The sequence below is a fragment of the Achromobacter sp. GbtcB20 genome, assembly GCF_019091095.1.
GTDB classification, from domain to species: Bacteria; Pseudomonadota; Gammaproteobacteria; order Burkholderiales; family Burkholderiaceae_B; genus Achromobacter; species Achromobacter mucicolens.
Window position 1 is genome coordinate 1 of sequence record NZ_JAGXJZ010000144.1, and the last position, 639, is coordinate 639.

Genomic DNA, 639 nt, shown 5'->3' on the forward strand with positions numbered 1-639 from the left:
CTACGTCGACAGCATCAACAAGAGCGGCTACCGCTGCAACCCGGGCACGCCGCGCTCGGCCAGCCTGACGGCGAACGTCCGCTTCTAAGCGCATTCGCCCCCGGGGTTCGCCAACACCCTCGCCAACGCCCTCGCCACCCGGCGCAGGGCGTTTTTCATTTTGTCCTCCGCCCCTGATGACCCGGGCCGCGCCTTCGCCTAGAATGGAATGCTTTCAACCCGCCCCGGCGCCTCCTTGAAGATCTCGATCGGCCTACGCCTGTTTGTCTCGGTCCTGCTGGCCATCCTGGCCGTGGCGGCCAGCGCCGTGGTCCTGCTGCGCCAGAACGTGCTGCACACCTTCGGCGCCTATGCGACCGAGATCGAACTCGACCGGCTCGCGGAACTCAACGGCGACCTGGCCCGGCGCTACGTCAGCCACGGCGGCTGGGACTTCGTACCGTCGGCCGACAAGCGCGGATGGATCGCGGGCGAACTGCGCAGGCTGCAGGCGGAACGCGAGACGGGCGTGCACGCGCCGTTGCCGGCTCCCGCTGCGCCCGCCCCCGCTGCGCCCCCTTCTGAGCTCCCTTCTGCGCCCTCCAGCGTGCCGCAGCCTCCCCGGGCAAGCCCGGCCACCCCTGCCGCGCCGGCGCCGCC

The 639-nt window shown here is 70.9% G+C and carries 1 pseudogene; it reads left to right on the forward strand.

What is annotated here, in order from left to right:
• Positions 1 to 235: 235 nt before the first annotated feature.
• A pseudogene (locus KVT32_RS28235) lies at positions 236 to 639 on the forward strand (hypothetical protein); the annotation flags it as partial.